Annotated in this window: 19 protein-coding genes, 1 tRNA gene and 1 pseudogene; 7 read left to right on the forward strand and 14 right to left on the reverse strand. The window is 69.7% G+C overall.

Annotated features, from left to right (window positions below; genetic code table 11):
- Positions 1 to 57: 57 nt before the first annotated feature.
- A complete protein-coding gene (gene pyk / locus ACFVXA_RS13520; RefSeq protein ID WP_383746279.1) occupies positions 58 to 1,494 on the forward strand; it encodes a pyruvate kinase in 1,437 nt (478 codons plus the stop codon).
- 60 nt (positions 1,495 to 1,554) lie between these two features.
- On the opposite strand, the gene ACFVXA_RS13525 is transcribed toward pyk, so the two are convergent.
- The 4 genes and pseudogenes from ACFVXA_RS13525 to ACFVXA_RS13540 form a co-directional block, all read right to left on the reverse strand.
- Entirely contained in the window at positions 1,555 to 1,950 is a 396-nt protein-coding gene (locus ACFVXA_RS13525) for an alkyl sulfatase C-terminal domain-containing protein (RefSeq protein ID WP_390025095.1), read from the reverse strand.
- Positions 1,945 to 2,262 (reverse strand): annotated as a pseudogene (locus ACFVXA_RS13530) (alkyl sulfatase dimerization domain-containing protein); the annotation flags it as partial. The pseudogene ACFVXA_RS13530 and the gene ACFVXA_RS13525, both read right to left, overlap by 6 nt.
- A 644-nt stretch (positions 2,263 to 2,906) precedes the next feature.
- Positions 2,907 to 3,695: a helix-turn-helix domain-containing protein gene (locus tag ACFVXA_RS13535; RefSeq protein WP_383746277.1), complete on the reverse strand. Its 789-nt coding sequence runs from the start codon at positions 3,693 to 3,695 to the stop codon at positions 2,907 to 2,909.
- 106 nt (positions 3,696 to 3,801) lie between these two features.
- Positions 3,802 to 3,876 (reverse strand) — tRNA-Leu (locus ACFVXA_RS13540).
- 98 nt (positions 3,877 to 3,974) lie between these two features.
- Between ACFVXA_RS13540 and ACFVXA_RS13545 the strand changes: the two genes are divergently transcribed.
- Positions 3,975 to 4,631 carry a response regulator gene (locus ACFVXA_RS13545; RefSeq protein WP_362025477.1) on the forward strand — a complete coding sequence of 219 codons (657 nt, stop codon included), beginning with the start codon at positions 3,975 to 3,977 and terminating at the stop codon, positions 4,629 to 4,631.
- Positions 4,632 to 4,728: 97 nt separating this feature from the next.
- On the opposite strand, the gene ACFVXA_RS13550 is transcribed toward ACFVXA_RS13545, so the two are convergent.
- From ACFVXA_RS13550 to ACFVXA_RS13585, 8 genes are all read right to left on the reverse strand, one after another.
- Entirely contained in the window at positions 4,729 to 5,445 is a 717-nt protein-coding gene (locus tag ACFVXA_RS13550) for an ABC transporter ATP-binding protein (protein ID WP_362025480.1), read from the reverse strand.
- Positions 5,442 to 6,503, reverse strand: a complete 1,062-nt coding sequence (locus tag ACFVXA_RS13555; RefSeq protein WP_383746274.1) for an ABC transporter ATP-binding protein — start codon at positions 6,501 to 6,503, stop codon at positions 5,442 to 5,444. Before ACFVXA_RS13555 ends, ACFVXA_RS13550 begins: the two co-directional genes overlap by 4 nt.
- A 5-nt stretch (positions 6,504 to 6,508) precedes the next feature.
- Positions 6,509 to 8,275: a branched-chain amino acid ABC transporter permease gene (locus ACFVXA_RS13560; protein ID WP_383906891.1), complete on the reverse strand. Its 1,767-nt coding sequence runs from the start codon at positions 8,273 to 8,275 to the stop codon at positions 6,509 to 6,511.
- A gap of 5 nt (positions 8,276 to 8,280) precedes the next feature.
- Entirely contained in the window at positions 8,281 to 9,213 is a 933-nt protein-coding gene (locus tag ACFVXA_RS13565) for a branched-chain amino acid ABC transporter permease (RefSeq protein WP_362025486.1), read from the reverse strand.
- Between the two features lie 112 nt (positions 9,214 to 9,325).
- Positions 9,326 to 10,546, reverse strand: a complete 1,221-nt coding sequence (locus ACFVXA_RS13570) for a branched-chain amino acid ABC transporter substrate-binding protein (RefSeq protein WP_362025489.1) — start codon at positions 10,544 to 10,546, stop codon at positions 9,326 to 9,328.
- Between the two features lie 395 nt (positions 10,547 to 10,941).
- On the reverse strand, positions 10,942 to 11,607 hold the full coding sequence (locus ACFVXA_RS13575; protein WP_390025036.1) for a hypothetical protein: 666 nt from the start codon (positions 11,605 to 11,607) through the stop codon (positions 10,942 to 10,944).
- A gap of 461 nt (positions 11,608 to 12,068) precedes the next feature.
- Positions 12,069 to 12,530, reverse strand: coding sequence for a hotdog fold thioesterase (locus ACFVXA_RS13580; RefSeq protein WP_362025494.1), 462 nt, complete (start codon positions 12,528 to 12,530; stop codon positions 12,069 to 12,071).
- A 60-nt stretch (positions 12,531 to 12,590) separates the two neighbouring features.
- Positions 12,591 to 14,870, reverse strand: coding sequence for an FdhF/YdeP family oxidoreductase (locus tag ACFVXA_RS13585; RefSeq protein ID WP_390025038.1), 2,280 nt, complete (start codon positions 14,868 to 14,870; stop codon positions 12,591 to 12,593).
- A 570-nt stretch (positions 14,871 to 15,440) separates the two neighbouring features.
- On the opposite strand from ACFVXA_RS13585, the gene polA reads away from it, so the two are divergent.
- Positions 15,441 to 18,170 carry a DNA polymerase I gene (polA, locus tag ACFVXA_RS13590; RefSeq protein WP_390025040.1) on the forward strand — a complete coding sequence of 910 codons (2,730 nt, stop codon included), beginning with the start codon at positions 15,441 to 15,443 and terminating at the stop codon, positions 18,168 to 18,170.
- Positions 18,171 to 18,616: 446 nt separating this feature from the next.
- The gene (locus ACFVXA_RS13595) at positions 18,617 to 19,600 is read left to right on the forward strand and encodes a serine hydrolase (RefSeq protein ID WP_390025042.1); all 984 of its coding nucleotides are present in this window, start codon (positions 18,617 to 18,619) and stop codon (positions 19,598 to 19,600) included.
- Here the strand turns inward: ACFVXA_RS13595 and ACFVXA_RS13600 are convergent.
- Positions 19,521 to 20,375 (reverse strand): DUF4184 family protein, encoded by an 855-nt coding sequence (locus ACFVXA_RS13600; RefSeq protein WP_390025044.1) that lies wholly within the window; start codon positions 20,373 to 20,375, stop codon positions 19,521 to 19,523. The two genes, ACFVXA_RS13595 and ACFVXA_RS13600, sit on opposite strands and share 80 nt — an antisense overlap.
- 244 nt (positions 20,376 to 20,619) lie before the next feature.
- Here ACFVXA_RS13600 and ACFVXA_RS13605 point away from each other — a divergent pair, with 244 nt between their 5' ends.
- The 3 genes from ACFVXA_RS13605 (at position 20,620) to ACFVXA_RS13615 (ending at position 23,757) form a co-directional block, all read left to right on the forward strand.
- Positions 20,620 to 22,326: a lytic murein transglycosylase gene (locus ACFVXA_RS13605; RefSeq protein WP_390025046.1), complete on the forward strand. Its 1,707-nt coding sequence runs from the start codon at positions 20,620 to 20,622 to the stop codon at positions 22,324 to 22,326.
- 198 nt (positions 22,327 to 22,524) lie between these two features.
- Positions 22,525 to 22,659 (forward strand): SPW_0924 family protein, encoded by a 135-nt coding sequence (locus tag ACFVXA_RS13610; protein WP_390025048.1) that lies wholly within the window; start codon positions 22,525 to 22,527, stop codon positions 22,657 to 22,659.
- A 105-nt stretch (positions 22,660 to 22,764) separates the two neighbouring features.
- The gene (locus ACFVXA_RS13615) at positions 22,765 to 23,757 is read left to right on the forward strand and encodes a DUF3068 domain-containing protein (RefSeq protein WP_362025726.1); all 993 of its coding nucleotides are present in this window, start codon (positions 22,765 to 22,767) and stop codon (positions 23,755 to 23,757) included.
- On the opposite strand, the gene ACFVXA_RS13620 is transcribed toward ACFVXA_RS13615, so the two are convergent.
- The gene (locus ACFVXA_RS13620) at positions 23,747 to 26,395 is read right to left on the reverse strand and encodes an ATP-dependent RNA helicase (protein WP_390025050.1); all 2,649 of its coding nucleotides are present in this window, start codon (positions 26,393 to 26,395) and stop codon (positions 23,747 to 23,749) included. The genes ACFVXA_RS13615 and ACFVXA_RS13620 overlap by 11 nt on opposite strands.
- Positions 26,396 to 26,437: the final 42 nt, after the last annotated feature.

Consider the following 26,437-nt stretch of genomic DNA (forward strand, 5'->3'; position numbering starts at 1 on the left):
GTTGGGTAGTCACGCACCACCAATTCTCTACCCACCGGTAAGGCCTAGGCTCAAACCATGCGCCGAGCAAAAATCGTCTGTACATTGGGCCCCGCCACCGACTCGTACGACCAGATCAAAGCCCTGGTCGACGCCGGAATGGACGTAGCCCGCTTCAACCTCAGCCACGGCACCTACGCCGAACACGAGGAGCGCTACCAACACGTGCGAAAGGCCTCCGACGAGACCGGCCGCAGCGTCGGAATCCTCGCCGACCTTCAAGGCCCGAAGATCCGACTCGGCCACTTCAGCGAAGGCCCCGTACTCCTTGAACGCGGAGACACCTTCACCATCACCGTCGAACAAGGCACCGAAGGCGACCGCAACACCTGCGGAACCACCTACGACGGACTCGCCGCAGACGTCACCCCCGGGGAGCGCATCCTCGTCGACGACGGCAAAGTCTGCCTCGAAGTCACCGCCGTCGACGGCCCCCGCGTCCATACCACCGTCGTCGAAGGCGGCATGGTCTCCGACCACAAAGGCCTCAACCTCCCCGGCGTCGCCGTCTCCGTCCCCGCCCTCTCCGACAAGGACGAAGCAGACCTCCGCTGGGCCCTCCGCTCCGGCTTCGACGTCATCGCACTCTCCTTCGTCAGAAGCGGCAAGGACATCGAAGACGTCCACCGCATCATGGACGAAGAAGGCCGCCGCCTCCCCGTGATCGCCAAAGTCGAAAAACCCCAGGCCGTCGACAACATCGACGACATCGTCGCCGCCTTCGACGGCATCATGGTCGCCCGCGGCGACCTCGGCGTCGAAATGCCGCTGGAACAAGTCCCCATCGTCCAAAAACGCGCCATCAAACTCGCCAAACGCAACGCCAAGCCGGTCATCGTCGCCACCCAGATGCTCGACTCGATGATCGAAAACTCCCGCCCCACCCGCGCGGAAGCCTCAGACGTCGCGAACGCGGTCATCGACGGCACCGACGCCGTCATGCTCTCCGGCGAAACGAGCGTCGGCAAATACCCCATCGAAACGGTCCGCACCATGGCCCGCATCGTCGAAGCGGCCGAGGAAGACATCCTCGCCAAGGGACTCCCCCCACTGACCGACCGCAACAAGCCCCGCACCCAAGGCGGCGCCGTAGCCCGCGCCGCAGCCGAAATGGGCGACTTCCTCGGCGCCAAGTTCCTCGTCGCCTTCACACAGTCCGGCGACACCGTCCGACGCCTGTCCCGCTACAGGTCACCCATCCCGCTACTGGCCTTCACCCCGATGCCGGCAACCCGCTCCCAGCTCAACCTCACCTGGGGCGTGGAAACCTTCCTCGGCCCCCACGTCGACTCCACCGACGCCATGGTCGACCAGGTCGACGAACTCCTCCTCACATACGGCCGCTGTCAGAAAGGCGACATCGTCGTCATCACGGCAGGCTCGCCCCCCGGAGTCTCCGGCTCGACAAACCTCGTACGCGTCCACCACATCGGCGAGGACGACAGCCCCAAGTAGTGCGCAAGGGGGCCCTCCTCAAAGGGGCCCCCTTTCTTCCACGGCGGCTCTTCCACTCCTCTACGGCGTCACAATGTTGAAGTCCGCCGTCGGCGTCACGAGCACCGAGAACAACTCGGCGAGCAAGGCGGTGTCACCCGACGTCTCAATCGCACCCAGCCCCTTTCCCGCAAGCAGCTGAAGCAACTGCACCTTGCTCATGGTCAGAGTGAGCCCCGCAGAAGAACTGGCCTTCGCACCGACCGTATACGTCAGCACCCCGTTCTTCAGCCGCAGATGCCAGTACCTACCCTGCCCCGGCAGATACCAGTCGACCGCAAGATCGAGACCCCAGGCCGTCGGCCCGTTCACCCGCACCGACATCGCATCGATGAGCTGATCGACAGACAGAGCCGCCCTCACATCCGCACTGTCCGACGCCCTCGACGGCGCCTTCACACCCTCCCGAAGCTCCATCGCACCCGTGAGATAGAAATTCCGCCACACCGCATTCTCCGTCGCGTACGCCAGCCTCTCGTAAACCTGAGCAAGAAGCCGCTTCGGCCCCTCGGCACCCGGCTCCGCGAAAACACAATGATTGAGCAGAGTCACCGCAAACCGAAGATCACCCTCCCGAACGAACCCCCGAGCCTTCGAAACAGCGGCCGACAACCCACCCAACGCCTTCACATACCGCTCCGCCTCCGCCACCGGCGGATGCTCCCACACATGCGCGGGATTCCCAGAGAACCACCCCATATAACGCTGATAAATCCCCTTCACGTTAAGCGACGTCGACCCGACCGCCGTACAGCCCGATCGCGCTGCCCGGTCGCGGAGACGTACCTGGTCGGCTCAAGGAGTCCGATCGTGCCGGTAGAGATGTTCTGACCGAGCCCGCATCCGATCTGCGCCGCCGGTCCCTTGTCCAGCTGGGCGCCGTACATGTAGACCGAGCGGCGGCTCATGGCCGTCCCCGCGTACACGTTCTCGGAGACGGCGTGCTCCATGAACCCCTCGGGCGCGAGGATCGGCACATCCCCGGCCCCCTCCGGCAGCACGCATCTTGGGCGCGTCGCCCTTCAGGAAGTCGTACGCGTCGTTGTCCCACACCACGCGGCCGGCCGCGTTCTTCACGACGCCCGGTTCGAGCGCCGCGATGAAACCCTTGTCGGCGGCCTCGAAGTCACCGGCATCCGTGCTGCTACCGCCCCCGCTCGCACCGAGTGCGGCGGCGGACTGCGGGTTCAGGGCAACGGCCGCCGCAGCCGCACCGGCGGCCGCGGCGACGAATCCTCGTCGGTTCATCGGAGTCATGCCGCCGAAGATCGCCGCGGGGGCTCACTCCGGTCAACGGTTCTTCCGCGATTTGGGCCAAGTCCCAATCGAGGGCGGGGCAGGCAGTGACGGGTCACATTGCGGTCGGCCCGTGGTCAGTACTTGGGGCCGACGTGGGCGTCCATGAGGGCGACGGAGGCCTTGCGGGCGATCGAGATGTTGAAGGGGTCGCTGCCGCGGGCGAGCGTCGTCCATCCGACGCCGACCTTGTCCAGGGTGTCGGTGAAGAGCTTCCGGATGTCGTCGGACTTGTTGGTGAAGAAGTACCGGGGGTACTCGTAGCGCTTGCGCTCACCGCCGACGAGGCGGGTCGTCCAGTTGGTGATGCGACAGCCGTCCGAGTGGATGAGGCCGCGGATGAACTCCCAGGGGTGGGCATCGACGATTTCCTGCTGCCAGGGTTCAAGGACGATGAGGCGCTCGTGCTTCTTGCCGGGGCCGTGCTGGGGGAACAGGCAGTGTAAGTGCTTCGAGTAGACCTTCACATTGCGGCAGCCGATCCTACGCACGCGGGATACGGAGTTGTCGGGGAACACTGCACGCATGGCTTGCTCGCAGTCGTCCATGAGTCCGGGCCATGACTCAGCGCAGGTGATCATGAGGTTGGGCGCGCGGTGCTCGGCGTAGTGGCTGATGTGGCCGTCGCCCAGGTACAGGCCGAACAGGTAGCTGTACGCGGACTCGTCCAGATGTCGTCCGTCGCACCGGGGACACTTCGGGTCGTGCTTCCCCCGGCACTCGCCACGTTTCGCCCGGTCCATGTGCTTCCAGTAGCTGACCGTGCCGAGCGGGACGTTGAACGTCCGCGCCACGTCCGCGTTCCGCGCACCGCCGCGCAGGAGTGTGAGCGCCTTCTGTCGCACTTCTGTGCCGTAAAAGTTCATGCGAGCACCCTGTGTCACTGATCGTGATCCTGTGCACGAAAAGGCGGATGTTCACGAGAACGTGAACATCCGCTTGCGGGAGCAGACCTTGGAATCGAAGGAAAAGTGCCCCAGGTGGGATTCGAACCCACACTGTCCGCTGTTTGAGAGCGGCCTCTCTAACCAATTGGAGTACTGGGGCCTTAGAAAGGAAGGAGTGCGGCGCCCCCTTGCGCCACCACCTTACCGCAGCTGGGTACGCTCTTGGGAGCAGTACCCCGCCCTGAACGAGGAGCCCCCGTGACCGCCCCCGAGTCGCCCCAGCCCGTAGACGCGCCCGACGACGACAAGTCGCACGTGCCTCCGCTGACGACCCGCGTCGTCATCGCTGAGGACGAGGCGCTGATCCGTCTCGACCTCAAAGAGATGCTGGAGGAAGAGGGCTACAGCGTCGTAGGCGAGGCGGGTGACGGCGAGCAGGCCATCGAGTTGGCTCGTGAGCACCGCCCGGACCTCGTCATCCTCGATGTGAAGATGCCCAAGATGGACGGGATCTCCGCGGCCGAGAAGATCGCCGAGGAGTCCATCGCCCCGGTGCTCATGCTCACCGCGTTCTCGCAGCGCGACCTGGTGGAGCGTGCGCGCGACGCGGGTGCGATGGCGTACTTGGTGAAGCCGTTCAGCAAGAGTGACGTGGTGCCGGCGATCGAGATGGCCGTGTCGCGGTTCACGGAGTTGAAGGCGCTGGAGAAGGAGATCGAGGATCTCACGCAGCGGCTGGAGACGCGGAAGCTGGTGGACCGGGCGAAGTCGGTGCTTCAGACCCAGTACGGGCTGACGGAGCCGGCCGCGTTCCGGTGGATTCAGAAGACGTCGATGGATCGTCGTATGTCGATGCAGCAGGTCGCCGAGGCGGTCATTCAGGACGCCGAGGAGAAGAAGGCCGCGAAGGGCTAGAAGGGCTAGGGGTTGGCCCCAGCCCGCCCCCCCGTACAGCGGAAGAGGCCCGCGTCCCCGACAAGGGGCGCGGGCCTCTTCGTATCAAGGCAGGGGCCTAGTCCTCGCCGAGGTACGCCTTCCGTACGGACTCGTCGTGCAGCAGGTCCTGTCCGCTGCCGGAGAGGACGATGTTGCCGACCTCCATGACGTGTCCTTGGTCGGCGAGGGAGAGCGCGGCTTGGGCGTTCTGCTCGACGAGGAGGATGGTCGTGCCGGAGGCCTTGAGTTCGGCGATGGTGGCCATGATCTTCTGCATCATGATCGGCGAGAGGCCCATGGAGGGTTCGTCGAGCATGAGCAGTTTGGGCTGGGACATGAGGGCCCGGCCCATGGCCAGCATCTGCTGTTCGCCGCCGGAGAGGGTTCCGGCCGCCTGTTTGCGGCGTTCGCCCAGGATGGGGAACAGCTCGTATGCCCGTTGGATGTCCTTTTCGATGCCTGCCTTGTCGGAGCGCAGGAAGGCGCCGAGTTGGAGGTTTTCGGCGATCGTCAGCCGGGGGAAGATGTGGCGTCCCTCGGGGGAGTGGGCGAGGCCGAGGGCGACGATCTTGTGGGCGGGGACTCCGCTGAGGGGTTTGCCGTCGAAGAGGATGCGGCCTGCGCTGGGCTTGAGGAGCCCGGAGAGGGTGCGCAGGGTGGTTGTCTTGCCGGCGCCGTTGGTGCCGATGAGGGTGACGATCTGGCCGGCTTCGACGGTGAAGGAGATGCCCTTGACGGCTTCGATCTTGCCGTAGGCGACCTTGAGGTCTTCGACCTCCAGTAGTGCGGTCACTGGGCGTTTCCTTCCTTGCGGGTGGTGCTCTCTGCCTCTGAAGCGTCGGAAGTGTCTGATGCTTCGGGCGCCTCGGACGTCTCTGAAGCGTCGGACGTTTCGGACGCCTGTGAGGCGTCGGATGCCTCTGCGGTCTCCGTGGCCTCGGCGGGCCCAGAAGGCTCCGCGGTTTCGGGAGCTTCCGCGGCGGCTGCCGCTTCTGATGCGTCCGCTGCCTCCGCCGCTTCCGCTGCCTCCGCCGCTTCGACTTCGGCGACTTCGTCGGCTCCGGGGGCGCCTTCGAAGGGTGTGCCCAGGTAGGCGGCGATGACGCGTTCGTCGCCCTGGACGACTTCCGAGGTTCCCTCGACGAGCTTTTCGCCTTGGACGAGGCAGGCGACGCGGTCGGAGAGGTTGAAGATGAAGCGCATGTCGTGCTCGATGACGAGGACGGCGATGCCTCGGTCGCGGATGGCGAAGACGAGGTCTTCCGTCGCTCGCGTCTCCTGCGGGTTCATGCCGGCGGTGGGCTCGTCGAGGAGCAGGAGGCCCGGCTCGCTTGCCATCGCTCGCGCGATTTCGAGCTTGCGCTGTTCGCCGTAGGGGAGGTTGCGGGAGAGGTGGTCGGCCTTGTGGGCGAGGCCGATGAATTCCAGCAACTCCATGGCGCGTTCGCGGGACGCCGCCTCCGCCTTGCGGAAGCCCGGGCCGCGCAGGAGTGCGGACCAGAGGCCTTCTTTGGTCCTGGTGTGGCGGCCGACAAGGACGTTTTCCAGGACGGTCATGTTGGCGAAGAGCCGGATGTTCTGGAAGGTACGGGCGATGCCGGCGCTGGTGACCAGGTGGGGCTTGGGCGGGAGGACCTTGCCCTTGTAGGAGACCTTGCCCTCGGTCGGGACGTACAGGCCCGTCAGGCAGTTGAAGAAGGTCGTCTTGCCTGCGCCGTTGGGGCCGATGAGGCCGACGATCTCGCCGGTGTTGACGGTGAGGTCGACGCTGCGTACGGCGGTGAGGCCGCCGAAGCGCATGGTGACGCCGCTGGCTTCGAGGACGGGGGTGGGGGCCGTGGTGGTGGTCATGTGGGTCACGCCCCTGCCTTGGTGACGCCGACGGTGGTGTCGGGCAGGCCTTGTTCGGGGATGTCGAGTTGGTCGGTCTCGTGGAATTCGAGCTGGCGGCGGCGGTTGGCGATGATGCCTTCGGGGCGGAAGCGCATGAGGATCACGAGCGCGATGCCGAATGCCAGGAGCTGGTATTCCTTGAGGAAGCTGAGCTTCTCCGGGAGGAGGTAGAGCAGCGTGGCGCCGAGGATGGGGCCGTTGACCGTGCCCATGCCGCCGAGGACGACCGCGGCGAGCAGGAAGGCGGAGTTCGGGGGCACGGAGCCGGCGAACTGGTAGGGGGCCGGGTTGACGCTGTAGCCGACGTGGGCGCTGACTGTGCCGGCGAGGCCTGCCAGTGAGGCGCCGAGTGCGAAGGCGATGAGCTTGACGCGGAAGCCGTTGATGCCCATGGCGGTGGCGGCGGTCTCGTCTTCGCGGATGGCGATCCAGGAGCGGCCGATGCGGGAGTCGGCGGCGCGGTTGAAGACGAGGACGACGAGCGCGGTGATGAGCAGCATCAGCAGGAAGTAGTTGGCGAATCGGCCGAGGGTGATGCCGCCGACGTCGTGGGCGCTTCCGAAGTTGAACCCGAAGATCTTGAGGTCCGGGATCATGGAGATGCCGTTGGGGCCGTTGGTGAGGTTGGGTCCGCTGGAGCCGTCGAGGTTGTTGACGGAGATGCGGAAGATCTCTCCGAAGCCGAGGGTGACGATGGCGAGGTAGTCGCCGCGCAGTCGCAGGGTGGGGGCGCCGATGAGGACGCCGAAGACGAGTGATGCGGCCATGCCGGTGAGCATGGCGGCCCAGAAGGGGAACTGGACGCCGGAGAAGCGGGAGAACTCGGAGCCGGAGACGAGGGCTGCGGCGTAGGCGCCGACGCCGAGGAAGGCGACGTATCCGAGGTCGAGGAGTCCGGTGAGGCCGACGACGATGTTGAGGCCGAGGGCGACGGTGGCGACGACGAGGATGTTCACGCCGAGGTTGGCGTTGTGTTCGTTGTTCTCGACGAAGGGGAAGATCGCCGCGGCGAGGAATGCCATGGAGGTGGCGAATCCCTTGTGGCGGGCGTTGAGTTCGGCGAAGCGGTCGAAGAGTCCGGCGGTGAGCAGGGCCCAGGTGCCGAAGATGACGAGGAGCAGGTAGCCGAGGAACGTTTCGCTTGCGTCGGGGTCGACGCCGATGCCGTAGGTGAAGACGATCAGGGCCACGGCGGTGGCGGCGGTGATGACGAGGCGTTCGCCCCAGCCGGGGAGTTTGGCGGCCGGGGGGATGGTGTCCGGCTTGCTGACCCAGGCTTTGAAGGTGTCGCCGGGCTTGGGGAGTGCCAGGGTGCCGACGAGGGTGATGAGGGAGCCGATGGCGGCGATGTAGGCGCCGGGGTCGAGGGCGACGAGGCCCTTGAGGTCGACGGCGATGGCGATGGCGCTGAACCAGCTGACGGCGAACGCGGAGGTGGCGGCGAGGACGACGGGCTGGGTGGCGCCCGCCGGGTTGAGCCAGCGCAGGCCGCGGATGTCGAAGAGGGTGAGCGCGAAGAGCAGGGTGAGGGCGCCGGCGACGAGGTCGAGGATCTGGAGTCCGGCCGGGGAGCCGTAGTAGGTGAGGTCCCCGGGGAAGTCGGACGTGTAGGTCCAGGACATGAAGGTGCTGGCGATGGTGGCGATGGCGCCGATGGCGATGAGGGCGCGGGCGGCTGTCTGGGGGAGTGCGATCAGTCCGCGGTTTGCCGTGTTCTCGATGGTTGCCATGGTGCTCACGCCCTGTCCGCGACGCGTTCGCCGACTAGGCCTTGTGGCCTGAACAGCAGTACGAGGATGAGGAGTACGAAGGCCCAGACGGAGGACCAGCCGCCGCCGCCGAGCTGCTGCATGCCGGGGATGCCGTCGATGTAGCTGGTGGCCATGGTTTCGGCGAGGCCGAGGACGAGGCCGCCGATCATGGCGCCGTAGATGTTGCCGATGCCGCCGAGGACGGCCGCGGTGAAGGCCTTGAGGCCCATCTGGAAGCCCATGTCGTATTTCACCGTGCCGTAGCGCAGGCCGTAGGCGACTGCTGCGACGGCGGCGAAGAAGCCGCCGATGGCGAAGGCGATGACGATGATGCGGTTGGTGTCGATGCCCATGAGCTGGGCGGTGTCCGGGTCCTGCGCGGTGGCCTGCATGGCGCGGCCGGTGCGGGAGAGGCGGACGAAGAAGGCGAGGGCGGCCATGCAGAGGGGGGCGGCGATGATGACGAAGACGGAGCCGCTCTGGACGCTGATGGAGCCGAGGTGCCAGGGACCGAAGGGCAGTTGCGGGAAGTTGCGGTCGGTCTTGGCGTTGGGGTACCAGTTGAAGATGGCCTGCTGGAGGGCGAGGGAGAGGCCGATCGCGGTGATGAGGGGGGCGAGGCGTGGTGCTCCGCGGAGTGGTCGGTAGGCGAAGCGTTCGGCGCCGACGGCGATGAGGACGGAGACGATTCCGCCGCCTATGAGCATCGCTGGGAGGGCTATCCACATGGATGTGCCGTTGGGCAGGACGTACAGATAGACCGTGAGTGCGCCGAAGCCGCCGGTCATGAAGATTTCGCCGTGGGCGAAGTTGATGAGCTGGACGATGCCGTACACCATCGTGTAGCCGATGGCGATCAGCCCGTACATCGAGCCGAGGAACAGCCCGTTGGCCAGCTGCTGCGGCAGGGTGTTCACCGCATGGCCTCCATGTGGTGGGGAGTGTTGAGCAGGGCGTATGAAGCGGGCCGCGCGGTGACGTGTGGTCAGTGGCCGCGCGGCCCTTTGGTGGTGCTAGCGGCGGTGAGGATCAGCCGTTGAAGGTGCCGCTCTTGACGGCCTTCCACTTGCCGTTGACGACCTGGTAGACGGTGAGCTGCTTGTTGGTGGTGTCGCCGTACTGGTCGAAGGAGACGGGTCCTGCGATGCCGTCGAACTTGGTGTTCTGGACTTCGGTGACGATCTTGGCGCGGGCGTCGCTGGGGATCTTGCCGTCCTTCACGACGTTGCCGATGGCCTTGATGATGGCGGTGGCGGCGTCGTAGGAGTAGCCGCCGTAGGTGCCGTAGTCGCCCTTGAGGCCGGAGGCCTTGTACTTCTTGATGAAGTCGGCGGCGGAGGGCAGGGAGTCGACGGGCTGGCCGACGGAGGTGACGAGGTCGCCTTCGGAGGTCTTGCCGGCGGTCTCGATGTAGGTCGGGGTGAACATGCCGTCGCCGCCGAAGAGCGGGATCTTGGCTCCGCCGTCCTTGAGCTGCTTGGTGAGCTTCTCGGACTCGTCGTACTGGCCGCCGTAGTAGACGAGGTCGGCCTTGGAGTTCTTGATCTTGGTGACGAGGGCGGAGAAGTCGGTGTCACCGGTGTTGACGTGGTCCTGGCCCGCGACCTTGCCGCCGGACTTGGTGAAGCCGGCCTTGAAGAGCTTGGCGAGGCCGGCGCCGTAGGTCTGCTTGTCGTCGACGACGAAGACCTTGCGCTTCTTGAGGGTGTTGTAGGCGTAGTCGGCCGCGAAGCCGCCCTGGAGCGCGTCGGTGGTGGCGGTGCGGAAGTACGTCTTGAAGGGGCGCGACTTCGAGGTCTGCCAGTTCTTGCCCTGGGTGAGCTCGGGCGCGGTGTTGGACGGCGAGATCTGGACCAGGTTGGCGGTGGCGAAGACCTGCTGCATCTGGGTGGCGACGCCGGAGTTCAGCGGGCCGACGACGCCGAGGACCTTGTCGTTCTGGACGAGCTGGGTGGCGTTCTGCTGGCCGCTGGCCGGGATCGCCTTGTCGTCGAGTGCCTGGACCTTGAAGGTCACGCCGGGGACGGTGTTGTTCTTGTTGGCGTCGTCGACGGCGATCTGGACGCCGCCCTGGATGCCGAGGCCCGTGGCGGAGTTCTGACCGGTCAGCGGCGCGTCCACGCCGATGATGATCTCGGTCTTCTTGCTGCTCTTGCTGTCCCCGCCGTTGTCGCGCGAGCCGCAAGCGGTCAGCGTGAGTGCTCCCGTGGTGAGCACGGAGGTAAGGATGACCAAAGAACGGTGTCGCACGTTAAGTCCTCTCCCTGGCGCGGCTCCCCAGGGTGGGGGCCGTGTGTCTCGCCGGGCCGTACTGGGTGGTGCAGGCCGTGCAGCAGACGCGCCCGGCGGCGCGGTGACTGGCCGTGACTATAAGCGCAGGTAGGGGGAGGGGGGAGGAGCGTAGGGAAGGCTGTGACGCTCTTGTTATGCGGGGGCTGTCTTGGCGGGGGCGGGCGGACGATCGGAGCATTTCGGGGTGCCGTCCTGGGGGGCCCGCGTGTTCGCATGGTGAGAACGCCCTGTTCCGGTTCGTGGGGCCGCGCGGCTGTGGCTGTCACGGCGAGCGCTCGGGGCGTTCGGTGGGGCGGGGCGCGGGGGGTGCGGTGTCATGAGCATTGCTTCATTACGGCAGAGGTAACCGACTGTTACCGGCGTGTGAGGGTGCGCGGGGGAATCTTGGCCGCGGAACTGGGCGCGGGGGATGCGGGGTTGGGGAAGCAGGCGGCGCGCAGGTCGGTCCACAGGTCGCGGGGGTAGGTGCCGCCGAAGAGGAAGCTCTGCTGCTGCCGGGCGGTCCTGTTGCTGAGGAGCAGGTCGAGGTGAGGGAGGTCGAGGGCGGGTGGCAGGGCGGCGCACTTGTATACGGTGATGCGTACGGTGATCAGGCGGGGCGATCCGGCCCTCACTGTCAGTGGCAGTGGGGGTGCGGTGGTGGCGCCCAACTCGGGCAGTCCGGCCGTGACTTGGTGGACGGTGACGGGGCTGCCGCGGGCGATGTCGATTTTGAAGCGGAAGGTCGCGGGTGCGGGTCCGCGGCCCTTGTAGTGCAGCGTGGTGACGCCGGCGGGCCAGGGGTAGGGGTTGGGGGCGGCGTGGGTGGCCGGGGTGGGGCGCAGCGTGAGTACGGCGCCGGTGGCGGCCGCGCCGATGGCGAGTGCCTGGAGGAGGCGGCGCCGGAAGCGGGGCAGCGCGGCCCAACGGGCGCTGGCCGGTGAGGAGTTGGACCACAGCAGGTCGGCGGGGCCGTCCTCGTGGGGGCGGCCGTCGGCGTCACCGGGGTGATACGGCTCGACGGGCCCGATGCCGGTCATGCTTCACGCTATGCCGGAGGGTGCGGGTCCGCCAATGGGTGACGGGGGCCAATGGGTTTTGGAGGGTGGGGGGTTGGGCCGCTGCTGGGGTGCTGGGTTGGGGAGTCGCGCGCCGGCTCGTCGGCGCACCGATGACCTCCCCGCCCGCCCGGCATCAGCGGGGCGGATCCGAAGGCCGGCGAGAAGGCGGGCCCGACCGAGCAGTGATCGCCTATGGGGCGCCGCGGCGTCGGTGCCCCGGCGCGTGACCGCTCGTGCCGCGTGGGCCGGCTCGGCCCACGCGACCGCCCTCGCCTCGGCGGGCCGCCACGAGAGACCGGGTGAACCCCCGCACGACGCACGGCGTACGGCGCACCGCGCCCCCGGGTGCCGCGCACCGCCCACGGGAGATGGGCTGCCCACCGGAGATCGGCTGCCCACCGGAGATGGGCTGCCCACCGGAGATCGGCTGCCTTTCGGTGTCAGCCCGTGGGGGCGTCCTTGAGAATGCAGGTCAGGCGGGCGCTGCAGACGCGCTTGCCTGCCTCGTCGGTGATGGCGATCTCGTACGTCGCCGAGGTGCGCCCCCGGTGTACGGGGGTGGCGACGCCGGTGACCAGGCCGGAGCGCACCCCGCGGTGGTGGGTGCAGTTCAGGTCGACGCCCACGGCGATCTTGGAGCTGCCGCCGTGGAGCATGGCGCCGACGGAGCCGATGGTCTCGGCGAGGACGGCGGAGGCACCTCCGTGCAGCAGGCCGTAGGGCTGGGTGTTGCCCTCCACCGGCATGGTGCCCACGACGCGGTCCGCGGAGGCCTCGACGATCTGGACGCCCATGCGGGAGCCGAGGTGGCCCGCGGAGAACAGCGCGGGCAGGTCGACGCCGAGCGCGGCGTACTCGTCGATGACCTCTTGCGGGAACTTCACGGTGTGCTGCTCGCCCATCGGGCCCGGCTCCGTTCGTCGTGGATCACTCGTCGTGGATCACTCTCGCTGAGCAAACGCTCAGTCGGTTGCCGATTGTTCCAGACGTACGACGACGGACTTGCTGGCAGGGGTGTTGCTGGTGTCGGCGGTGGCGTCCAGCGGGACCAGCACGTTGGTCTCCGGGTAGTACGCGGCGGCGCAGCCCCGGGCGGTCGGGTAGTGCACGACGCGGAAGCCGGGCGCGCGCCGGTCCACGCCGTCCTTCCACTCGCTGACGAGGTCGACGTACGAGCCGTCCGAGAGGTTCAGCTCGCGCGCGTCCTCGGGGTTCACGAGGACGACCCGGCGGCCGTTCTTCATCCCTCGGTAGCGGTCGTCCAGGCCGTAGATGGTGGTGTTGTACTGGTCGTGCGAGCGCAGCGTCTGCAGCAGCAGACGGCCCTCGGGGAGCTTCGGGTATTCGACGGGCGCGGCCGTGAAGTTGGCCTTGCCGGTGGCGGTGGGGAAGCGGCGCTCGTCGCGCGGGGCGTGCGGGAGCGCGAAGCCTCCGGGGTGCGCCACGCGCGCGTTGAAGTCGTCGAAGCCGGGGACCACGCGCGCGATGCGGTCGCGGACGGTCGCGTAGTCCTTCTCGAACTCCTCCCAGGGCGTACGCGACTCGTGGCCGAGGACGCGGCGGGCGAGGCGGCACACGATGGCCGGCTCGGACAGCAGATGGGGGCTCGCAGGCTCCAGGCGGCCGCGTGAGGCGTGCACCATGCCCATGGAGTCCTCGACGGTCACGAACTGCTCGCCGCTGCCCTGGAGATCGCGCTCGGTGCGTCCGAGGGTGGGCAGGATCAGGGCGCGCGCGCCGGTGATCGCGTGCGAGCGGTTCAGCTTCGTCGACACGTGCACGGTGAGGCGGGCGCGGCGCATGGCCGCCTCTGTGACCTCGGTGTCGGGGGAGGCGGAGACGAAGTTGCCGCCCATGGCGAAGAAGACCTTCGCGTCGCCGTCGCGCAGTGCGCGGATGGCCCGTACGACGTCGTAGCCGTGCTCGCGGGGCGGCGCGAAGCCGAACTCCTTCTCCAGGGCGTCCAGGAAGGCGGGTGCGGGGCGCTCGAAGATGCCCATGGTGCGGTCGCCCTGCACGTTCGAGTGGCCGCGCACCGGGCACACGCCCGCGCCGGGGCGGCCGATGTTGCCGCGCAGCAGGAGGAAGTTGACGACCTCGCGGATCGTCGGCACGGCGTGCTTGTGCTGGGTGAGGCCCATCGCCCAGCAGACGATGGTGCGCTTCGAGGCGAGGACCATACGGAGGGCCTCGTCGATCTTCTCGCGGGTGAGGCCGGTGGCGGTGCGGGTCTCGTCCCAGTCGGCGGCGCGGGCGGCGGCCCGGAACTCCTCGTAGCCGTGGGTGTGTTCGCGGACGAAGTCCTCGTCGACGGCGCCGTCCGTCTCCAGGATCAGCTTGTTCAGGAGGCGGAAGAGGGCCTGGTCGCCGCCGAGGCGGATCTGCAGGAACAGGTCGGTGAGGGCGGCGCCCTTGAGCATGCCCTGGGGGGTCTGCGGGTTCTTGAAGCGCTCCAGGCCCGCCTCGGGCAGCGGATTGACCGTGATGATCTTCGCGCCGTTGGCCTTGGCCTTCTCCAGCGCGGAGAGCATCCGGGGGTGGTTCGTGCCGGGGTTCTGTCCGGCGACGATGATCAGGTCCGCTTTGTAGAGGTCCTCCAGCAGGACGCTGCCCTTGCCGACGCCGATGGTCTCGGAGAGGGCGGAGCCCGACGACTCGTGGCACATGTTCGAGCAGTCCGGCAGGTTGTTCGTGCCCAGCTCACGGGCGAACAGCTGGTAGAGGAACGCGGCCTCGTTGCTGGTGCGGCCCGAAGTGTAGAAGAGGGCCTCGTCGGGGGAGGAGAGGTGCTTCAGCTCCTCGGCGACGATGTCGAAGGCGCACTCCCACGTGACCGGCTCGTAGTGATCGCCGCCTTCGGGGAGATACATGGGGTGGGTGAGGCGGCCCTGCTGGCCCAGCCAGTAGCCGCTGCGACTGGCGAGGTCGCTCACCGAGTGCGCGGCGAAGAAGTCCGGGGTGACCCGGCGCAGGGTGGCCTCCTCGGCGACCGCCTTCGCGCCGTTCTCACAGAACTCCGCCGCGTGCCGGTGCTCCGGCTCGGGCCAGGCGCACCCGGGGCAGTCGAAGCCGTCCTTCTGATTGACGCGAAGGAGGGTGAGCGCGGTGCGGCGCACGCCCATCTGCTGCTGCGCGATGCGCAGGGTGTGCCCGATGGCGGGCAGCCCGGCCGCGGCGTGCTTCGGCTCGGCGACCTGCGGCGCGTCCTGCACCGGATCACTCTTGGGCGGCTTGCTGGCCATCGCTGAACCCCTTCGCGTGCACACGTCCGCCGTGCGTTTCTCGTACCTCTTCGATCCTCGCACGCGGCGCCGACAACAACCGTGCCGGGCCGCTGCGGCATCGGCCGACGACGCCGTGCCGGTCGGGACCGGCGGCCGACGATGACCTTGCCGGGTCGGAGGGCAACGGCTGACGATGACCATGTCGGGTCAGCGGGCAGCGGCTGACGATGACCATGTCGGGCTGGAGCCGTCGGCCGGCGTCGACCGTGCGGGGTCGGAGGGCATCGGCTGACGGCGACCGTCCCGGGCCGGAACCGTCGGCAGACGATGACCATCCGGGCCGTAGAGCATCGACTGACGATGACCATGCCGGGCCGGAGCCGTCGGCCGGCGGTGACCGTGCGGGGCCGGGGGGCATCGGCTGATGATGGTTATGTCGGGCTGGAGCCGTTGGCCGGCGGTGACCGTGCGGGGTCGGAGGGGCGTAGGCCGCTGATGACCCTGCCGGGGCCGAGGGTGTCGGTCGGCGAGGACGACGGCGGGCCGCGGGGGCTCTCGATGTCAGTGGGCCGTGGCAGGATCGGGGGCGTGGCAGAAACAGCATCGAAGAAGACCGACACAACCGCAGGGACGGGCCGTCCGCGGCTGATGCTCATGGACGGGCACTCGCTGGCGTACCGCGCGTTCTTCGCGCTGCCCGCGGAGAATTTCACCACCGCGACCGGCCAGCCGACGAACGCAATCTATGGTTTCGCGTCGATGCTGGCGAACACGCTGCGCGACGAGGCGCCCACGCATTTCGCGGTGGCGTTCGACGTCTCGCGCAAGACGTGGCGCTCCGAGGAGTTCACCGAGTACAAGGCGAACAGGTCGAAGACCCCGGACGAGTTCAAGGGGCAGGTCGAGCTGATCGGCGAGCTGCTCGACGCGATGCACGCGCAGCGCTTCGCGGTCGACGGCTTCGAGGCCGACGACATCATCGCGACGCTCGCCACGCAGGCCGAGGCCGAGGGCTTCGAGGTGCTGATCGTCACCGGCGACCGCGACTCCTTCCAGCTGGTCTCCGAGCACACGACGGTGCTGTATCCGACGAAGGGCGTCTCGGAGCTGACCCGGTTCACTCCGGAGAAGGTCTTCGAGAAGTACGGGCTGACGCCGGCGCAGTACCCCGACTTCGCCGCGCTGCGCGGCGACCCGTCCGACAACCTGCCGGGCATCCCCGGTGTCGGTGAGAAGACGGCCGCGAAGTGGATCAACCAGTTCGGTTCGTTCGCGGACCTGGTCGAGCGCGTGGACGAGGTCAAGGGCAAGGCCGGGCAGAACCTCCGCGACCATCTGGAGGCGGTGAAGCTCAACCGCCGTCTCACGGAGATGGTGAAGGACGTGGAGCTGCCCAGGACGGTCACCGACCTGGAGCGCGCCGCATACGACCGCAAGGCCGTCGCCCTGGTCCTGGACACCCTGGAGATCCGCAACCCCTCGCTGCGTGAGCGGCTCCTGGCCGTCGACCCGGGTGCCGAGGAGCCCGAGGGGGCGCAGCCGGTCGCCGTCGCCGGTGTGGAGCTGGACGGTTCGGTGCTGGGTGCGGGCGAGCTGAAGCCCTGGCTCGCCGAGCACGGCACCGCGGTGCTGGGCGTGGCCGCGGTCGACTCGTGGGCGCTGGGCACGGGCGCGGTGGCCGAGGTCGCCCTCGCCGCGGCGGACGGCAAGGCGGCGTGGTTCGACCCGTCGCAGCTGGACGAGGCCGATGAGAACGCGTTCGCGAAGTGGCTGGCCGACCCCGAGAAGCCCAAGGTCATGCACAACGCCAAGGGCGCCATGCGGGTCTTCGCCGAGCACGGCTGGAGCATCGAGGGCGTGTCCATGGACACCGCGCTCGCCGCCTATCTGGTCAAGCCGGGCAGGCGCTCCTTCGCGCTGGACACGCTGTCCCTGGAGTACCTCGGCCGGGAGCTGGGGCCCGCCGCCGCGGCGGACGGTCAGCTCGCCTTCGGCACGGACGAGCAGGCCGAGGCCGACGCGCTGATGGTGCAGGCCCGCACGATCCTCGACCTGGGTGAGGCGTTCGGCGAGAAGCTCGAGGAGGTCGGCGCGGCCGACCTGCTGCGCGACATGGAGCTGCCCACGTCGAGCCTGCTGGCCCGCCTGGAGCGGCACGGCATCGCGGCGGACAAGGCCCACCTGGAGGCCATGGAGCAGATGTTCGCGGGCGCCGTGCAGCAGGCGGTGAAGGAGGCGCACGCGGCCGCCGGGCACGAGTTCAACCTGGGCTCGCCCAAGCAGCTTCAGGAAGTCCTCTTCGGCGAGCTGGCTCTGCCGAGGACGAAGAAGACGAAGACCGGTTACACGACGGACGCCGACGCGCTGGCATGGCTCGCGACGCAGACGGACAACGAACTGCCGGTGATCATGCTCCGCCACCGTGAGCAGGCCAAGCTGCGGTCCACCGTCGAGGGCCTGATCAAGACGGTCGCCGCGGACGGTCGCATCCACACGACGTTCAACCAGACGGTGGCGGCGACCGGCCGCCTCTCCTCCACCGACCCGAACCTTCAGAACATCCCGGTCCGCACGGACGAGGGCCGCGCCATCCGGCGCGGTTTCGTGGTCGGTGAGGGCTTCGAGTCCCTCATGACCGCGGACTACAGCCAGATCGAGCTGCGGGTGATGGCCCATCTGTCCGAGGACGAGGGCCTGTTGGAGGCGTTCACCTCCGGCGAGGACCTGCACACCACCGTCGCCTCCCAGGTGTTCTCCGTCGAGCGGTCCGCCGTCGACGCGGAGATGCGACGCAAGATCAAGGCGATGTCGTACGGGCTGGCGTACGGGCTGTCGGCGTTCGGCCTCTCCCAGCAGCTGAATATCGAGGCGGGTGAGGCCCGTGCGCTGATGGACACGTACTTCGAGCGCTTCGGCGGCGTACGGGACTATCTGCGGCGCGCGGTCGACGAGGCGAGGGCGACCGGCTACACGGCGACGCTCTTCGGGCGCCGCCGCTACCTGCCGGACCTCAACAGCGACAACCGGCAGCGCCGTGAGGCGGCCGAGCGCATGGCCCTCAACGCCCCCATCCAGGGCACGGCCGCTGACATCGTCAAGATCGCCATGCTCCACGTGGACAAGGCGCTGCGCGAAGCGGGCCTCAAGTCCCGCATGCTCCTCCAGGTCCACGACGAAATCGTGCTGGAGATCGCCCCGGGCGAGCGCGCCAGGACCGAGAAGCTCCTCCGCCACGAGATGGCGAACGCCGTCCAGCTCCGGGCGCCCCTGGACGTCTCCGTCGGCCACGGCCCGGACTGGGAGTCGGCGGCGCACTAGCCTCCGGCGGGCCGTGGGCCCGCGTGGCTTCGGCGGAGGGGACTTACCGGCAGGCGGTAGGTCCCCTCCGCCGCTACGGCCCGCAACGAGCACGGCGCTGCCGCCGGTGCCGCACCAACCAGAACCGGCGTGCCCCGGGCCCCTGGGGCAAGCCCCCCGGCAGGCAGCCGCACCACAGGGCGAGGATCGGCATCCCAGCGCGGCCGCAGGGCGAACCTCGGCCCCCCATCCCGGTCGCAGGACGAGCCTCGGCACCCCACGGCAAGCCCCAGGCAGCCAGCCACAGGGCGAACCTCCACGCCACGGTGACCGAAAGACAGGACGCCGGCCCCCCGGCGACCGCCGGTGCGCGAGCCCCGTAAGCGGGCGCCCCCCCGAAGGGGATCGTCACCCGCGTGGCCCCCGCGAAAGCGCCCTCCGCCCCGGGGGCCCGTAAGGATGCGGGCATGGGTATACGCATGCTTCACGGCCGTACGGCCATAGCCACGGCCGTCGTCTTCGCAGCCACTGCTGTCGCCTCGGCGCTGCTCGCGCCGATACCCGCGGTCGCCGCGGAAGCCGGCACCGCGCAGGTGCCCGTGGACTGCAGCTCCACCCGAGACCCCGACCTCGCCGCCCAGATGTCACGCGACATCCAGGCGGCGTTGTCGTCCCGCCAGGGCACCGTCTCGGTGGCGGTGCGCGACGACGAGACCGGCCTGACCTGCTCCCTCGCCAGCGAACGGCAATACGACTCGGCGAGCGTCGCCAAGGTCATGATCATGGAAGGCGTCCTTCGTCGCGCCCAGGAGCTCGGCCGCAAGCTCACCACCTGGGAGCTGGCCAACATCCGCCCCATGATCACCCAGTCGGACAACGACTCCGCCCTGCGGCTGTGGACCGACCTCGGTCACGCCTACCTCAACCGTCTCCTCACCCGCGTGGGGACGACCGGCACCGTCCTCGGCCCGAACGGTTACTGGGGCCTGACCCGCACCACGGCCGCCGACCAGATGCGGTTCCTCGACGTGCTCACCAACGCCCGCTCGTTCCTGACGAGCCGCGCCGACGGCCTGAAGCTGATGAGCGAGGTCCGCAGCGACCAGCGCTGGGGGGTGACCTCCGGCATGCCCACCGGCCTCACGGCGCACATCAAGAACGGCTGGCTGCCCCGGGCCACGCACGGCTGGCGCGTGCACAGCGTCGGCGCGTTCACGGGCTCCGCCCGCACCTACCACATCGTCGTCCTGACGCACGACAACCCGACGATGGCGTACGGGGTCCGCACCATCGAGCGCATCGCGCAGGCCGTGCACCGCGGCCTCAACCAAGGCCGCGGCCGGATCGAGAGCCCCGTCCCGGAGAGCGCGGTCAGCGAGCAGTCGGACGGCTCGGCTCCGTACGAGCAGCTGCCGGGCCGGGACGAGCCGGAGCCGGACGCCACACCCTGACGCCCACGGCGTACAGCCCGAGCCCGAGCACCAGGCCCGCGCCCCCGCCGAAACACAGCGCCGGGATCACCTCCCAGGGCTTCGCGCCGGTGCCCCCGTCGGCCCACCAGCGTGAAGCCCGCTGTACGGCGCCCACCAGCGCGCAGCACCCGAGTACGGCGCCCGCCGACCACCGGTCGGAGACGGACAACACGGGTACGCCGACGGCTTCGCCGGTGGGCGTCCGGCGTACCGCGACCACCACGAAGGCCGCGATGACGACGGCCCCCACCGCCGAACTGCCGTACTGCGCGTACGAGAACAGCGGCATGCCCCCGACCTCCCGCCCCAGCGCGGGAATCAGCCGCACGCCCCACCGGTCGTGATGGGTGAACGCGTCCCAGACGACATGGGTCAGCGCGCCGAGGGCAGCGGAGACGTACCACCGCAAGACCGTTGACGGGCGCGGGCGTCGACGGGGTGACCCGCAGCGCAGCAGCCGCGCCGGACGCCCCTGCCGGGCCGCCGGGAGCAGCGCCACCAGCGGCTCGCGCAGCACCAGCCAGGCGCCCACCAGCACCCAGGCGATGAGCACGTCGACGGTGAACACCCCGGTGAACGAGTGCGTGAAGGTGCCGAACTCCATGGCCCCGGGCAGCACACTCGCCGCGTAGTAGGTCATGTCGGGAGCGAACGAACCGGCGACCAGGACGGCGGGAACCAGTCGGCCGCGCCCGCTTCCGTCACCGCGCACGGCGGGCAGTACGGCCGCCGCATGGCTGAGAGTGAAGGGCAAGTGGTCCCCCTACGGCTAACGTTGGCCGGGTATTTCCGTGCGCGTGATCACCGAGGGCCAGTATGCGCGACGTCGACACGTGGCCAACTGGTGAATATCGGGCGCGAGCGGGTGCCCGCGCGACGGAAGTTGTCGTAGTGTCACCTGGGTCACCGTGCTGGGGAGCTCGGTCCAACACAGAAGCAGCGCACGGAGAAACACCGGCAAAGGCGCACAGCGGTCGTCCACGGGAGGGGTTCACTCAATGGCGGCGCATTTCGGCAGGAGGCTGCGCAAAGGGGCGGCAACCACCGCCGTGGCCGCGGCCGCGGTCGCGGCCCTGGCCGCGTCCCAGGCCCCGGGAGTGTCCACCGACGACGCCGGCAGACAGACGACCGGCGCCGATGCCGCGCCCGACGCGACCGGCGGCGACGGCACCGCGACCGGCAACTCGCGCTACTACACCGACCTGCCGCCGCTCGACAGCCCCAACCCGTCGCCGACCACGGGCACGACGCCGCCGGTGGTGACAGGCGACGCCGAGGCGGGCATCCCCGCGACCGTCCTGGACGCCTACAAGAAGGCCGAGGCGTCCCTGCGCGACTCCAAGCCGGGCTGCAACCTGCCCTGGCAACTCCTCGCCGCCATCGGCAAGGTCGAGTCGGGCCAGGCCCGCGGCGGCCGCGTGGACGCCGGCGGTACGACGTACTCGCCGATCCTCGGCCCGGTCCTCAACGGCAACGGCTTCGCGAACATCAGCGACACCGACCACGGCCTGTACGACGGCGACTCCACCCACGACCGCGCGGTCGGACCGATGCAGTTCATCCCGTCCACCTGGGCGTGGGCGGGCCGCGACGGCAACGGAGACGGCAAGAAGGATCCCAACAACGTCTACGACGCGGCGCTCGCCGCCGGCCACTACCTCTGCCGGTTCGACCACGACATGTCGGTCCAGGCGCAGATGAACGCCTCGATCCTCAGCTACAACAACTCGACGGCGTACCTCAACACCGTCCTGTCGTGGCTGGAGTACTACCGCAAGGGCACCCACGAGGTGCCGGACGGCACCGGCGCGCTGCCCTCGCACAACAGCGACGACACCTCCGGCGCGAGCCCCACCCCGACGCCGCCCGCGCCCTCCAGGCCGAGCCCCAAGCCGAGCACTCCCAAGCCCGGCGACGGAGGCTCGACGAGCCCCAGCCCGAAGCCGTCCACGCCGTCCACGCCGTCCACCCCCTCGACGCCGTCGCCGAGTCCGACGCCGCCGACCCCCACCGAGACGGTGGATCACCTGGAGGACGCGGACACCGCGAAGCTCACCGCGACGGCGGGCGACACCTTCGCCCAGAAGATCGCCGTACGGACCGAGACCAAGGCCGGCAAGGCCGTGGCCAAGGTCCGGGTGCGGTTCACGATCGTCGGCGACGCCACGGACGCCACCTTCACCGGCGGCGAGACCGTCGCCACGGTCGTCACCGACAGCGCGGGCAAGGCCACCGCGCCCGCGCTCGTGGCGGGCGAGAAGACCGGCGACTTCACGGTCCGCGCCACCGTCGTCGGCCGGGTCATGGCCGGCCTCGACTACACGGCCACCGTCACCCCGCGCCAGGCCGACACCCTCACCCGTACCAGCGACACCGCATTGACCTGTGTGCCGGGCGGCGAGTTCGCCGACCAGGTCGAGGTGAAGGCCACCTACAAGGGTGCCGTCGCGGACAAGGTCGCCGCCACCGCGACCCTCATCAAGTCGGCGGACGACGCGACCGAGAACGACAAGGGCCCCTACTTCAAGGACGCGGACGGCAAGACCGTCCGCACCCTGACGGACCTCACCACGGACGCCGACGGCGTCCTCAAGCTGCCGAAGCTGTACGCGGACGACACCACCGGCACGTTCCTGCTCCGCGTCAACACCACGGGCGGCGCGACACTGACCGTCGAGCTGAAGGTGGCCGCGGCCACCTCGTAGTCCGTACGCGGTGGCCGCGGCCACCTCGTAGTCCGTACGCGCGTCCAGGGCGCCCCTCCGCTTTCCGGCGGAGGGGCGCCCTCGTCCGTGCCCTCTCTCTGCCCGCGTCTGTGTGTGCAACGTGTTCTCATCTCGCCCCGCCGTTGCTACGGTGCCGGACCTGACGATGTATCAGCTCCTTGCCCTCGGGAGGCCCGCATGCGTGCCCTCATCGCCGCCGCGACCGGTCTCGCCGTGGCGGTCGCCCTGGTGCTGACCATGACGGCCATGGGCTCACACGCAGGCAAGACATCACCGAAACCGCTGCTGACGACCGTGCCCGCACATCCGTAGACCGTGCCCGCACCTTCGTGGACGGTGCCCGCACGCCCGTGGACCGCGCCCGCGCACCCGCACACCGTGCTCGCGGTCCAGCAACTCCCAGGGAGGGACGCCGAGATGCGCCGCAAGGCAAGCCTGATCCTGCTCGCCTTCGCCGTGTTCTTCACGGCGCTGTCCCCGCTGCTGCGCTGGTACGCCTTCCCGCGCCTGGCGAAGATCCCCGCCAACCAGTACCAGGACATGGTCCTGGAGGCGAAGGACGCCACCCTCCTCGACTACGGCACCATGAAGGCCAAGAAGGTCCCCAAGGTCACCATCGTGCAGACCCTCAAGGGCAACGTCGGGGCCTCCGACAGCATCGAGAAGACCGCGGGCCGCGACGTCGTCGTCTGGGACTCCCTGTCCTACGTCCAGGGCCCCGACGGCAAGATGGTCTCCAAGCTGCCCGAGCGCTACATCTTCGACGCGCACAGCCAGGAACCCGTCCACGCCACCGGCGAGTCCGTCGACGGCGACCCGGTCACCCGCGAGGGCATCGAGTTCAAGTGGCCCTTCCAGACGGAGAAACGGGACTACGAGTACTTCGACGCGCAGACCCGCACCTCGGCCCCCATCCACTACAAGGGCACCCAGACCTTCCGCGGCGTCAAGGTCTACTACTTCGAGCAGACCATCCCCTGGACGAAGGTCGCGTTCCCCAAGATCATGCCCGTCCAGGGCATCACCCCGGAGTCCGTCGCCAAGACCGGCACCACCCGCTGGTACACCACCGTCCGCAAATTCTGGGTGGAACCGGTGACCGGGGCGCCCGTCTATGGCGAGGAGATCCACAAGGAGGAACTCCGCGGCGGCACCCTGCTCGGCGGCCGGGACAAGGTGACCGCCTTCTCCGGGCACGTGAAGATGCGCGAGGACTACATCGAGCACACGGTCGACCTGGTCAAGTCGAACCGCACGCTGGTCCTCATGATGACGTCGTACCTGCCCTGGGGCTTCCTGTTCCTGGGCGCGGCCCTGCTGTCCCTCTCCCTGTACCTGGAGGCGCGCCACCGCAGGCCCGGAGACCCGGCACCGGCCCAGCCCGCGGAACCCGAGCCGGTCAACGCCTGAGCCGCGCGTTCGTGTACCGCGTCGGCTCGGCGGTCGCCGGGTCCTCGGGCCACGGGTGCTTGGGGTACCGCCCCCGCAGTTCGCTGCGTACGGCCCGGTAGCCGTCCCTCCAGAAGGAGGCCAGGTCGGCCGTGACGGCGGCGGGCCGGCCGGCGGGGGAGAGCAGATGCACGAGCACCGGTATGCCGGCCACACGGGGCGTCTCGGCCAGCCCGAACATCTCCTGCAACTTCACGGCGAGGACCGGCCGGTCGGGGTTCTCGTAGTCGATCCGGATTCTGGACCCGCTCGGCACCTCGATCCGCTCCGGAGCGAGCTCGTCGAGCCGCGCGGCGTCACCGGTGGCCCAGGGCAGCAGCCGGCCGAGCCCCTGCCCGGCATCGATCCGCGCCAGATCGCTCCGCCGGCGCGCCCGGCCGAGCTCCGGCTCCAACCACTCCTCCACGCGCGCGTGCAGGGCGTCGTCGCAGACGTCGGGCCAGGGAGCGCCGAGGTGGTGGTACAGAAAGGCGAGCCGCTGTCGCAACGTCTCCGCGTCCCGCGTCCACCGCAACAGCCCCAGCCCCTCCTCCCGCAGCCCTTCCACGAGCGCCTCCCGTACGAGCCCGGGGTCCGCGTCCTTCATGGGCCGGACCGCCAGCTCCACGGCCCCCAGCCGCTCCACCCGCCGCGCGACGACGTCCCCCTCGGCCCAGTGGACCTCGGCACCCTCGGAGCGGAGCCCGGCGGCGGCCCACCGTGCCGTCTCCTCGTCGATCACGCCCGCCAGCCGCACGCGCGCGTGCCCGGCACCCACGGGCCGATCCGCCACGGCGACGGCGAGCCACGGAGCCCCCCGCAACCCTGTCCCGTCCCCGAGCTCGGCCCGCGTCCCGGAGGCCATGAGATAGGAGCCGCCGTGCCCCCGCGCAACCCGCTCGGGAAACGCCAGCGCGGCCACGAGCCCGACGACCCGGTCGTCCCCGGCGCTTGCCCGCTCACCCGCCCTGGAGGGAGGCGAGGCGGACGTGGAAGGCGCCTTGGCGGTGCCGGGCCGGGGTTCGGCGATGCCCGTTTCCGTCACGGGGTCGACGAGCGTTTCCAGCAGGGGGCCACGGAGGGGTGGGCGGGAAAGGTCCCGCGCCACAGGAGCGGGGCTGGTCGCGGCCCGCAGACGCCGGGCCTCCGCGCGCCAGCGGCCGGCATAGGCGTCGCCCCCGCGCCGGGCGGCACGCCAGGCCGCGGCGAGATCGTCGCCGTACTCGCGCGGCGGCTCCTCGCTCAGGAGGGCGACCACCTCGGCGGCCCGGTTCACCCCGACCTCGGGCACCGCGTCCAGCAGGGCCCGGGCGAGCCGGGGGTGCAGCCCGAGCCGGGACATGCGCACCCCCCGCTCCGTCGCCCGCCCCGCGGAGTCCACCGCACCGATCGCCGACAAGACCGAGCGCGCCGCCGCCATCGCCCCACCCGGCGGCGGGTCGAGGAGCGCGAGGCCCGTCGCGTCCGGGTCGCCCCAGCAGGCCGCCTGCAGGGCGAACGCCGTCAGGTCGGCCACCTTGATCTCCGGCGCGGGGAAGCGGACCAGACGCGCGTCCTCCGCCTCCGTCCAGCACCGGTACACCGCTCCCGGCGCCTCACGCCCGGCCCGCCCCGCCCGCTGCCGCCCGGCCGCCTGCGAGGCCCGTACCGTCGTCAGCGCGCTCAGCCCGCGCGCGTGATCCACTCGCGGCTCCCGCGCGAGCCCCGAGTCGACGACCACCCGCACCCCGGGAACGGTCAGCGACGACTCGGCCACCGAGGTCGCGAGGACCACCCGGCGCCCGGCACCCGGCGACAGCACCGCGTCCTGGACGGCGGCGGGTGCCCGCCCGTGCACCTGGAGTACGTCGACCGGACCCAGATCCCCCAGCTGACCCGCCACCCGCGCGATCTCCCCGACCCCGGGCAGAAAGCACAGCACGTCCCCCTCGCGCTCGGCCAGCGCCCGCCGCACCACCGACGCCACATGCGTCAGCAGCGCCGGGTCCACCCGCATCCCGTGCGGCGGCCGTACGGGCCGCACCGGCGGCGCCCACACCACCTCGACCGGATACGAGACACCCCGCGCCTCGACGACCGGCGCGCCACCCAGCAGCCGGGCCCACCCCTCGGCGTCCGTCGTCGCGGACGCGGCCACCAGGCGCAGTTCGGGGCGGAGCGCGGCCCGCACGTCCCACAGGAAGGCGGCCACCGTGTCGGCGTCCAGATGCCGTTCGTGACACTCGTCGAGAACGACCACGTCGACGCCCGGCAACTCCTGGTCCCGCTGCAGCCGCTGCAACAGGACACCGGTCGTGACGACCTCCACGCGCGCGTGCCGGCCGACCACCCGCTCCCCGCGCACGGTGTAGCCGACGCTCTCACCGGCCTTCTCGCCCAGCAGCCACGCCATCCGCCGGGCGGCGGCCCGGGCCGCGATGCGCCGGGGCTCGGCGACGACGATCCGGCGGGCCGGCCGCCCGTCGTCCAGGAGACCGGCGAGCGCCAGCGGCACGAGGGTCGTCTTGCCGGTGCCGGGCGGCGCCACGAGCACGGCGCTGCCGTCACCCTCCAGGGCGTCGTGCAGACCGGGCAGGGCGCCGCGCACGGGCAACAGGTCCAGGGCGTCGTAACGGATCACGCCCCCAGTCTCGTACGAGCGTCAAACCGCTCTCGCACGAGC

The sequence above is a fragment of the Streptomyces sp. NPDC058246 genome (assembly GCF_042881985.1).
Lineage (GTDB): Bacteria > Actinomycetota > Actinomycetes > Streptomycetales > Streptomycetaceae > Streptomyces.

Bases quoted from the DNA above. Each gene is read 5' to 3' on its own strand.
- ACFVXA_RS13525 (WP_390025095.1), bottom strand. From the start codon at position 1,950: ATGGAGCTTCGGGAGGGTGTGAAGGCGCCGTCGAGGGCGTCGGACAGT.
- ACFVXA_RS13575 (WP_390025036.1), bottom strand. From the start codon at position 11,607: ATGACCGGCATCGGGCCCGTCGAGCCGTATCACCCCGGTGACGCCGAC.
- ACFVXA_RS13580 (WP_362025494.1), bottom strand. From the start codon at position 12,530: ATGGGCGAGCAGCACACCGTGAAGTTCCCGCAAGAGGTCATCGACGAG.
- pyk (WP_383746279.1), top strand. From the start codon at position 58: ATGCGCCGAGCAAAAATCGTCTGTACATTGGGCCCCGCCACCGACTCG.
- ACFVXA_RS13585 (WP_390025038.1), bottom strand. From the start codon at position 14,870: ATGGCCAGCAAGCCGCCCAAGAGTGATCCGGTGCAGGACGCGCCGCAG.
- ACFVXA_RS13555 (WP_383746274.1), bottom strand. From the start codon at position 6,503: ATGACCACCACCACGGCCCCCACCCCCGTCCTCGAAGCCAGCGGCGTC.
- ACFVXA_RS13595 (WP_390025042.1), top strand. From the start codon at position 18,617: ATGGGTATACGCATGCTTCACGGCCGTACGGCCATAGCCACGGCCGTC.
- ACFVXA_RS13605 (WP_390025046.1), top strand. From the start codon at position 20,620: ATGGCGGCGCATTTCGGCAGGAGGCTGCGCAAAGGGGCGGCAACCACC.
- ACFVXA_RS13535 (WP_383746277.1), bottom strand. From the start codon at position 3,695: ATGAACTTTTACGGCACAGAAGTGCGACAGAAGGCGCTCACACTCCTG.
- ACFVXA_RS13615 (WP_362025726.1), top strand. From the start codon at position 22,765: ATGCGCCGCAAGGCAAGCCTGATCCTGCTCGCCTTCGCCGTGTTCTTC.
- ACFVXA_RS13610 (WP_390025048.1), top strand. From the start codon at position 22,525: ATGCGTGCCCTCATCGCCGCCGCGACCGGTCTCGCCGTGGCGGTCGCC.
- ACFVXA_RS13560 (WP_383906891.1), bottom strand. From the start codon at position 8,275: ATGGCAACCATCGAGAACACGGCAAACCGCGGACTGATCGCACTCCCC.